8 protein-coding genes are annotated in these 8,804 nt (G+C 58.2%); 1 reads left to right on the top strand and 7 read right to left on the bottom strand.

What is annotated here, in order from left to right; translation table 11 throughout:
• Window positions 1–250: 250 nt before the first annotated feature.
• Window positions 251–1,213 (bottom strand): C-terminal binding protein, encoded by a 963-nt coding sequence (locus tag VGE80_RS10130; protein WP_373653003.1) that lies wholly within the window; start codon window positions 1,211–1,213, stop codon window positions 251–253.
• 279 nt (window positions 1,214–1,492) lie between these two features.
• On the opposite strand from VGE80_RS10130, the gene VGE80_RS10135 reads away from it, so the two are divergent.
• The gene (locus tag VGE80_RS10135; RefSeq protein WP_440592579.1) at window positions 1,493–2,452 is read left to right on the top strand and encodes a UbiA family prenyltransferase; all 960 of its coding nucleotides are present in this window, start codon (window positions 1,493–1,495) and stop codon (window positions 2,450–2,452) included.
• Window positions 2,453–2,531: 79 nt separating this feature from the next.
• Here VGE80_RS10135 and VGE80_RS10140 read toward each other — a convergent pair whose 3' ends face one another.
• The 6 genes from VGE80_RS10140 to VGE80_RS10165 form a co-directional block, all read right to left on the bottom strand.
• Window positions 2,532–3,764, bottom strand: coding sequence for an FAD-dependent oxidoreductase (locus VGE80_RS10140; RefSeq protein WP_440592580.1), 1,233 nt, complete (start codon window positions 3,762–3,764; stop codon window positions 2,532–2,534).
• A gap of 253 nt (window positions 3,765–4,017) precedes the next feature.
• The gene (locus VGE80_RS10145) at window positions 4,018–4,200 is read right to left on the bottom strand and encodes a carbon storage regulator (RefSeq protein WP_373653000.1); all 183 of its coding nucleotides are present in this window, start codon (window positions 4,198–4,200) and stop codon (window positions 4,018–4,020) included.
• Between the two features lie 169 nt (window positions 4,201–4,369).
• Window positions 4,370–4,570, bottom strand: coding sequence for a hypothetical protein (locus tag VGE80_RS10150; protein ID WP_440592581.1), 201 nt, complete (start codon window positions 4,568–4,570; stop codon window positions 4,370–4,372).
• 116 nt (window positions 4,571–4,686) lie between these two features.
• On the bottom strand, window positions 4,687–5,412 hold the full coding sequence (locus tag VGE80_RS10155) for a TetR/AcrR family transcriptional regulator (RefSeq protein WP_440592582.1): 726 nt from the start codon (window positions 5,410–5,412) through the stop codon (window positions 4,687–4,689).
• 118 nt (window positions 5,413–5,530) lie between these two features.
• Entirely contained in the window at window positions 5,531–7,711 is a 2,181-nt protein-coding gene (locus tag VGE80_RS10160) for a heavy metal translocating P-type ATPase (RefSeq protein ID WP_440592583.1), read from the bottom strand.
• Between the two features lie 200 nt (window positions 7,712–7,911).
• Window positions 7,912–8,502 (bottom strand): hypothetical protein, encoded by a 591-nt coding sequence (locus VGE80_RS10165; RefSeq protein WP_440592584.1) that lies wholly within the window; start codon window positions 8,500–8,502, stop codon window positions 7,912–7,914.
• Between the last annotated feature and the right edge of the window lie 302 nt (window positions 8,503–8,804).

Here is an 8,804-nt window from a genome sequence, read left to right on the forward strand (position 1 = left end):
CCCAGGTTCCGATGAATCCGCAGCCGCCCGTAACCAGGATTTTCGCCGTCATGATCAAATAATCCTTCATCAAAACAGGCACTCTCCGCAGCCGCTCAGCCGGAGATGTCCGCTGACCTGATGGAGTGCCGCCGGTGCCGCCGTGGAATCGATGTGCAGCAAGTCTCTCGCCCCGACCGAAGTCACCGCCCGTACGTGACGGTGACTCGATCGATGTGACAGGGGATTTGAATAGAAAAGGACCCCGCCGTTATTTGACTCCGTTCACGACACTGGGAAGCGGATCGCCTTTAATGGCCATGGCGGCGAGGTTCGCGGCGGTTTCGCGGAGCTTTCTGACAGCGGGAACGCTGCACGAGGCGATGTGCGAGGCGACGATGACCTGATCCATTTTCAGAATCGGATGGTCTGCCGGGATGGGTTCCGGAGCAAATACGTCGAGTGCTGCAGCGCCCACTTGTCCGCTTTCCAGAGCGGCGACCAGTGCGTCAGAGTCGACCAGATCCCCTCGTGAGAGGTTGATCAGGATGACGCCTCGTTTGGTTTTCGCGAGCGATTCACGATTGATCATGCCGCGGGTTTGCGCGAGCGACGGACAGTGCAGCGTGATCACATCGGACGTGGAAAGCAGTTCCTCGAGTGACGCGGGAACGCAGCCTGCCGCCGTGATTTCCGACGGTGCGACAACGGGATCGTGAACGAGGACCCGGCATTTGAAGGCCAGCAGCCGTCGGACCACTTCCCGGCCGATGCGGCCGAAGCCGACGACTCCGACGGTCTGATCGCGGAGCGTCTTCATTCCTTCCAGTCCGGTGGCCAGTCCCCATTTCCCTTCTTTGACGCGTGTGCAATTGATGACAACCTGCCGTGTCGAGGCGAGGATGAACGAGAGTGTGTGGTCGGCGACTTCGTCGATGCAGTAGTCGGGGACGTTGCAGACGGGAATCCCCTTGGCTTTGGCGGCCTGGAGGTCGACGTTGTCGACACCGATCCCGTACCGGACGATCGCCTTGGCGCGCTGCATGTTCGAGATCACTTCGGCCGTGACAGGGGCGAACTGGGTGATCACTGCATCCGCGTCTGCCACGAGCGATGCGAGTTCGCTGGCCGGTCTCTTTTCCTTGCACGCGACCAGTTCATGTCCCTGTGCCCGGAGAATCTGTTCTTCAACATCCACATTGGGAAATGAGTAGTCCGTAATAACGATTTTCATGGCGCTCCAGCACTTGTGAAAGAGGGTCTCGGGTGTCGTACCAGATTGTGGGGAGGAGAAAATTCGTCGCGTATTATGCGCGGTGAGTGACGGGTAATCACTCGACACAGCAAAATACTTTGATGAATTCGCCGACCTGCTCTGAAATCGCGACAGGATCGGCCTTCTTCTTGAATAGAGGCGGCGAACTTCCGTTTTGACTGGGTGAGCGGTTCGCCATTTATGGCCAGGAACTGCATAATCCCCGCTGGAAAATTCGTCTGTAATTGAAGGACTGACATGCTGCCTTATCTGCAACTGCTCCGGCTTCCCACCGTCTTTACCGCAATGGCGGACATCATCCTGGGATTCGTACTGACTCAGGGTTTTCTCTACGGCCCCTTGACTGCGGGCGCGGTTCCAGGGCCCGCTCTGGAGCTGAGCTGGAATCATCCTCTGGAGTTCGTGGGGCTGCTCGTCGCGTCGGCGTGCCTGTATCTGTCGGGGATGGTGTTCAACGATGTCTTTGACGTGCAGCAAGATACGGCCGAGCGTCCGGGGCGTCCGATTCCTTCAGGCCGCGTGACCCTGAGATCGGCCGCAATGCTGGGATGCGTGCTGATGATGGTCGGGGTCGGTGCTGCAGCGGCGGTCAGTCTCGTCAGCATGGTGGTAGCCATGCTGCTGGTCATTGCCATTCTTGGCTACGACAGCTATCTGAAGCGGACTCCCCTGGGGCCGCTGGCGATGGGGACTTGCCGGTTTCTGAATGTTCTGCTGGGGGGGAGCCTGCAGACCCAGTTGGCGGATCTGCTGAACTCTCCGCTGCTTCCCGCAGCGATCGGGTTAGGGGCTTACATCGTGGGAGTGACGGTTTTCGCGAGGACGGAAGCCCGAACCAGCAGCCGCTGGCAATTGGCCCTGGCGCAACTGATCATGAATGTCGGGTTTGGTGTTCTGATCTGGTTAATGGTGAGTTCACCGGGCCGATCGGCCGTCGGTGTATCGCTGGCCATGCTGCTCGTCGTCGCGTTCACGATTAACCGACGCGGGCTGGAGGCACTCCGGTCCCCTTCTCCGGCAACCGTTCAGGGAAGCATCAAAGTGATGCTGTTGTCGCTGGTCATCCTGGATGCCACGCTGATCCACTGGCATCTGAATCAGGCGGACGGGTTGGGGATCGGCGTCATGCATGCCATTGCAACATCGCTGCTGGTGGTTCCGGCAATGTTGTTGAGTCGCTTTATCCCGATGACATAGCGCAACGGGACCGCGGAGGTGTCGCTACGAAAGGAAAAACCGACGGACAACGTGTTGCCCGTCGGTTCCAGGTATCGCATCAGGCTGCACGCTGGCGAGATTGCATTGGCGCTTGTTCGAGCTTCCACCAGTGCAGGCCGGCGGATTCCCAGGGGACGGTGGCCACCGGAGGACGCGGCCACGCAGCGACTTCCCGAGTGTCGAACGAGGTCGATAAGTAGGGGGATGTGGCACGGCTGGCAATTTCGTGGGCCAGAACCGGGGCAAGGACAAGCTTGGTTGGCCAGCCGGTGGTGACGTTTCCGGCACAGAGGACCTGGATGGTTTCGGGACGCGAGCCGCCGTTGACGGCCCCTTCGGCTCGATCAACGCGGTAAGTCGACCATTCGACGCTGGTCAGGTCGATACTCGGGAGCACCGCGTGCAATTCCTGGATCGCGTGTTCGGTCAAGGCGAGTGGGCTGAGCTGAACGCCGTCCTCGGCAATCTGGCCACCCACTTGCCAGACCATGCGACCCTGAGAGTCGACATCGGACGTGATCGTGACACGCGTCTTGGCACCGTCCAGGCAGTGGCCGTTGAGTTCTGGCAGGTTGCCTCGCAGCATGACCATGTGCAGCGGGCGTCGCTGCATCACATCGCTGCTTAGTCCAACGCGCTTTCGCAGATGAGCGTTTCCAGCTCCCGCTGTGAAAATGACTTGTCTCGGCTGCAGACAAAGTCGCGCACCATCCGTCGGCGAGGTCAGGCGAACAGCGGCGACTTCACCGGGACTGTTCAGATCGAAATCGAGTCCTGATTCACTGTCGATCAGCAGGATCCGGTCCCGGTACTGCGTGGCCAGGTCCTGAATGAAGCTTTGAGGAGAAATGACCTGTTCCGGCAGCCGTGCAACGGTGCCATAAACGCCGTCCAGCACTTCCGGACGGGCATCAGGTTCGATCGTTTCGGGTTTGACCCGTAGACCCAGGCGTGCCCCGATCATGCCGGCGCGAGAGGCCATGGAATCGGTCTGCCACAGATAGCAGCAATCCGAACGAACGCGCGTGTTGACGAGATGGGGTGTGGATCGACCCATCAGGGAATCACGCCAGACATTCGGCATCTCGCGAATGTTGCGGGCCGACTGAGTTAACAGGCCGCTGAGCGTGTACTTCAGACCGCCATGAATGATTCCCTGAGAAGCGACGGTCTGGCCGTGCCCCAGTGCGTGCGCTTCCAGCAGAAGAACATGATGTCCATCGCGCGAGAGTCGATCCAGCAGCCAGAGTCCAGCCGCACCGCCTCCGAAAATCAACGCGTCCAGTCGCATCCCAGAATCCCGTCATCCATGAGGGGGGTAACGATCTCGAGATTGGCTCGAGTGATCGGTGTTTCCCGACTACTGAACAATGGCGATCCCTGCCTGTGTTCATCTGCCTGGTGTTCGTTTGAACCCCAAGCGGACGTCGGTACATCCACACACAGTATTGAAAAACGCGATTTTGCGGAAGATGGATTCCCGTTGCCGTCAGCGGTAAGGGGTTTTCCACGCAAGATTCGGTCGGGATTCAGCGGAATCAGCATTAATTGCCGATTCGGTTGCTTCCTTCGAGTGCCAGCGAGAGGTCCTGACGCTGGATGTTCACGTCGGACGGGGCGGAAATCCCCAGACGGATCTTGGAACCCTGAATCGCCACAATTTCGATCTCGGCGTTCAGACCGGGGATCACAATCTTTTCTCCCACCTTACGACTGATAACCAGCATCTTGACTTCTCCTTAAGTGCCTGGCTGACTCGATCAGGGGTGCTGATTGAGTGAACTCGAATTCCTTTTCCACTCCGATTAAACGCGTGTCGCTTGCATTGACTGACCCGACCAGTGGGAACCGAATCGGGTCAGCGTGTTGTTGTCAGATCCTCGTGAGAAGATCTTGTCATTCCAGTGACAGTTCTCTGGCGGCGTAGGCCTCGGCCGCGGCGGTGACCCGCCGGCGCGTTCGCTCAATCACGCGAACGCGGGCGACCCAGAAAAAGATCACGGCCATTGCAATAAAAATGAGAGGCAATGGATTTGCCTGAATCCCTTCCAATTTGCTCCACAAAAGTTCGTTCAATTCCCAGTTACTCGTCGTCATCTTACGTTTCCAGTGATCGGGGCTGTCTCACTTTCAGCCCCCAGATAAACATGTGAGAATAAGTGTGTGCTTACTCACTCAAATCGAGCAGAATCTCGGGATGAGGTTCGCTCTACTTACTCGGCAAACAACGCCAAACCTTTGGAGTCGTAGTGCCGCTTAATGACTTCTTCTTTGAGGCCCATTCCACGAAGGGTAAACCAGACAATCTGTTCGACCAGTTCTTCTCGCGATACACCGTAGTCGACGACGGGTACGTCGGGACGCAGGTGGAGCATCGTCATGAGTGCCAGGTGATGCGTGAACCATCCCGCCAGATCGAACCGGACCGGGCCTTCCCAGGCGTCCCCCGATTCGATTGCGGTCGTCAGGCACTGTTTTACTTTTTCAATAAACCCTGCCATCTTGTGTTCGGTAATATGTCGTGCGAAGTCTCCGTTCTCTGCCAAACTCCGTAAAACCAGATGCTGCTGATTTGTCTGGTCGTCATCCAGGGTCTGACAGGGCGAGATCAATCGAGTCACGAGGAAATGGACCATCAGCACCAGTGTCGAGGCCGATGGTTCCAGTTCCATCATCCGCTGCACTCGCTCTTGATCCTTTTGATCGAAGCAGGAAAGTTGCATCGCGGAATAAAGAGCTTCTTTATTCGGAAAATGCTTGAACAACAGAGCCTCGGAGACTCCGGCGGCTTCTGCCAGGGCCCGCGTCGTCGTTCCCTTGAAACCGTGCTCGGCGAAGACCCTGCGAACCGCCTGGATGATGGCAGCACGACGATCCTCGCTCGACATTTTCGGTGTCGATTTTCCAGGGCTCGACGGTGACGGTAGATCTGACTTCATTGCCTCGTTCCAGCGGATTCGTGGGTGAGTGTATACTTACTTACAATTTAAGTCAAGATGGCTGTGCTGGCATTGAACTCTTGAAGTCCTTGCGGGATGGCGTAGAGGCAACTGAAAGTCAGCTGGATTGAGAGTTTAGAGTGGACGACCTGCTGTGTCCGTCGCGAGGCCGAAGTAGTCGCAAGCCGTTGAGAATGACCAGCAGCGAAGCCCCCATGTCCGCTGCGATCGCGGCCCACATTGAGGCGAATCCGAAGAGCGTCAGTGCGACGAAGATGAATTTCACGACCAGCGCGAAGGTAATGTTGGCTTGAATGATGGCCAGGGTCCGTCGCGAATGACGGATCAGCCAGGGAAGCCGGGACAAATCGTCTGACATCAAGGCAATATCCGCCGTTTCCAGGGCGGTGTCGCTTCCGGCGGCTCCCATCGCAATCCCCAGAGAAGCCCGCGCCATCGCCGGGGCATCGTTGACCCCGTCGCCGACCATCGCCACGGCGACGTGCTGCGAGACGAGGCTCTCGATCTGGGCGACCTTGTCGGCGGGCAGCAGTTCTGCTTTGACTTCGTCAACGCCGGTCGCATGAGCGATGGCGTTGGCGGTGGCACTGCTGTCTCCGGTCAGCATGACCACGGGGGCAATTCCCAACTGGTGCAGTTCCTTGACGGCTTCGGCGGCGCGAGGCCGAACTGTGTCGGCCAGCCCCAGATATCCACACAGATGATGCTCATTCCCGACAGCGACGATGGTGACACCACGGAGGGACAGGGTGTCGAGTTGGGAGCGGATCTCGTCCGTCCCCTGCCGCTGCTCTTCCAGAAAACGGCGTGACCCAATCCAGAAGGAACGTCCTTCGAATTTCGCAGTCGCTCCCTTCCCCGGCACGACCTGATAATCCTGCACTGGCCGAACTTCGATCCCGTGCTGCTCTGCATGAGCAGCAATCGCTTTGCCGAGCGGGTGCTCACTGTGCGCTTCCAGACCGGCGGCGCGTTCCAGCAGTTCGTTGGCCGAATGGCCGTTGAGCGGAACGACCTCCACCACCTGCAACTGCCCCTTGGTCAGTGTTCCCGTCTTGTCGAAGGCCATCGCCCGGAGCCTGCCGGGGAGTTCCAGATAGGCTCCACCCTTGATCAGAACACCTTGCCGTGCCGCTGCGGCAATCCCCGCGACGATACTCACCGGTGTCGAGATGACGAGTGCGCAGGGACACGCAATCACCAGCAGTACGAGTGCACGATAGAACCAGTCCGCCCAGTCTCCACCGAGCAACAGGGGCGGGATGATGAATAACGCCAGAGCCAGCACCAGGACCAGCGGAGTATAAATCTGTGCGAACCGCTCGACCCATTGCTCAGAATGCGAACGACGTGACTGAGCTTCGCTGACCATTCGGATCAGATGGGCGAGTGTTGTGGCTCCCGCCGTTCTCGTTGATCGCATTTCCACTGCACCATCGCCGTTGATGGTTCCTGCAAACACGAGATCGCCCGGTTCTTTCGCGACAGGAACACTTTCGCCCGTCATCGGGGCCTGATTGACATAACTGCTCCCCTGCACCACGACTCCGTCCAGTGCGAAGCGTTCGCCCGGTTTGACCAGGAGTGCCGAACCGACGGGAACTTGATCGGGCGGAACTTCCTGCTGTTGTCCGTTGGGGTGCAACAACCGGGCAAGCGGAGGAGTCAGGTCCAGCAGCGTTTCGACCGCCCGCCGGGCATGGCCGACACTCCATTTTTCCAGCAGCAACGAGATTGAAAACAGGCAGGCGACGGTGGCCGCTTCGAGCCAGTCACCGATCCAGGCAGCGCCGATCACCGAGATCACCATCAGCAGATTCATGTCGGGTTGGAACCGCCGCAATGCCAGAAATGCGCGCGGCAAAACGAACCAGGCACCAGCCATGATCCCCATCCCGTACAGAACGCGGACAATCAGTGGAGTCGGCGAGGCGAGTCCCATCCCTTCCGACCCCAGAGCCTGTCGGAAACTCCCTGCGTGAATGGCGTGAGTCACAAAGCCTGCAGCAGTCATTATCGCACTGAGGCCCGCCAGCCAGGTCCGTCCCCAGCGTTGGATCACCCCTTCCGGAGCTTCCGGACGCGTCCCTTCTTTCCAGACGAGGGCCTGCATGCCTGTCCGCGCCACGGCCTGCTGAATGGCTTCCTGAGTCACCTCGGTCCCGCCCTGTGCGACGGAAAGAATCTCGTTCATCACATCGAACGATAGCCTTGAATCATCCCCCAGCAGCGGAATCAGTTCCTTCTTCAGCATGCTGACTTCTTCAGCGCAGTCCATGCCGGCAATCTTGAACTGCATTTTTTCCGATGGCATGAATGATGGGCCTTTTTGCGAAAGGCGTCCGAGCGATCGAGCGCTCGAATCGTTCGCGAAGCGTCGGTGGGTCTCAAGTTGCGTCACCCAATGTGGGGTCGGCCGTCGTTCTTGATGGTAGGGTGCTTAGTTGAGCGGCGGCAAGTGGCTCGCAGAGCGACAGGCTACTTGTAGGGGAGTTGCTCAAAAATCCGCTGGGCGAACCTCCTTTGATCAGGGTTCGGGGTCGCGGCTGGTCGAGCTTGCTTGATGAAGTCGAAAGCTTGTTCCGCCGTGAGACAACAGCGTTTGTAGCCTAACACGATCTCGGCGAGCGTGACGCTTCGTCCGTGACCGTTGGCGCAGCAAATGTAAATTCGGTCATGAGGGCCTTCAAAGGCTTCGATCGCCTGCTGACATTGGTCTTCAGAGGGGATTCCCCCGTCCAGTGTCGGCAGACAAACGATGGGAAGTCCACAGCGGATGGAGGCGGGAGTTTCAAGTTCGGCCGTGAGATCGATCACCTGGCTTACGTCATTTGGTAGATCTTTGAGTTCACAAAGTCGGCCCACATACAGATCCGGCAGGGTCTGGCTGAAGGTGGGGGTAGGCCAGAGTAAGTTCTGGCCATAACGGGCCGCTTCCTGTAACAAAAAATAGGGTGTGAGAACGACACGATTCCATCGGCCGATTCGTCCGCTCGCGTCCTTGCCGAAGACGCCCCCCAATTCATCACGAAGGCGAATCCGACAAACAGCAAGTTGAACGAAGTCCATGCAATGAGAACCTGTGCGATGATGCTCTCCAGGCCGAGCGTTGTCGCTGGCAGGATGACTCCTGACACCAGGAAGACGATCCCGAACATCGCTCGTCGCGGGACGTAATTCATCTTGAGCAGATGTCCAGAATGTGATGATGGAATTGCGCCATGTCATTCACGGTCGCTGCTGCCTGCGTTTGTCAGTCCGAACTGCTCCCTTGTGCTTGACGTTTTGGGGCTGCGTTGGGTGATTTGTCAAATCCGCGACCCCGTTTGTATGATCCCCATCAAACTGGCGTGCTCGATGACCGCTGGGAA

Origin of the sequence: Schlesneria sp. (assembly GCF_036405755.1) — a bacterium.
GTDB classification, from domain to species: Bacteria; Planctomycetota; Planctomycetia; order Planctomycetales; family Planctomycetaceae; genus Schlesneria; species Schlesneria sphaerica.

What these genes read in the sequence shown, in the direction of transcription:
- VGE80_RS10130 (WP_373653003.1), bottom strand. Translation starts at nt 1,213, where the DNA reads ATGAAAATCGTTATTACGGACTACTCATTTCCCAATGTGGATGTTGAA.
- VGE80_RS10135 (WP_440592579.1), top strand. Translation starts at nt 1,493, where the DNA reads ATGCTGCCTTATCTGCAACTGCTCCGGCTTCCCACCGTCTTTACCGCA.
- VGE80_RS10140 (WP_440592580.1), bottom strand. Translation starts at nt 3,764, where the DNA reads ATGCGACTGGACGCGTTGATTTTCGGAGGCGGTGCGGCTGGACTCTGG.
- VGE80_RS10145 (WP_373653000.1), bottom strand. Translation starts at nt 4,200, where the DNA reads ATGCTGGTTATCAGTCGTAAGGTGGGAGAAAAGATTGTGATCCCCGGT.
- VGE80_RS10150 (WP_440592581.1), bottom strand. Translation starts at nt 4,570, where the DNA reads ATGACGACGAGTAACTGGGAATTGAACGAACTTTTGTGGAGCAAATTG.
- VGE80_RS10155 (WP_440592582.1), bottom strand. Translation starts at nt 5,412, where the DNA reads ATGAAGTCAGATCTACCGTCACCGTCGAGCCCTGGAAAATCGACACCG.
- VGE80_RS10160 (WP_440592583.1), bottom strand. Translation starts at nt 7,711, where the DNA reads ATGGACTGCGCTGAAGAAGTCAGCATGCTGAAGAAGGAACTGATTCCG.
- VGE80_RS10165 (WP_440592584.1), bottom strand. Translation starts at nt 8,502, where the DNA reads ATGGACTTCGTTCAACTTGCTGTTTGTCGGATTCGCCTTCGTGATGAA.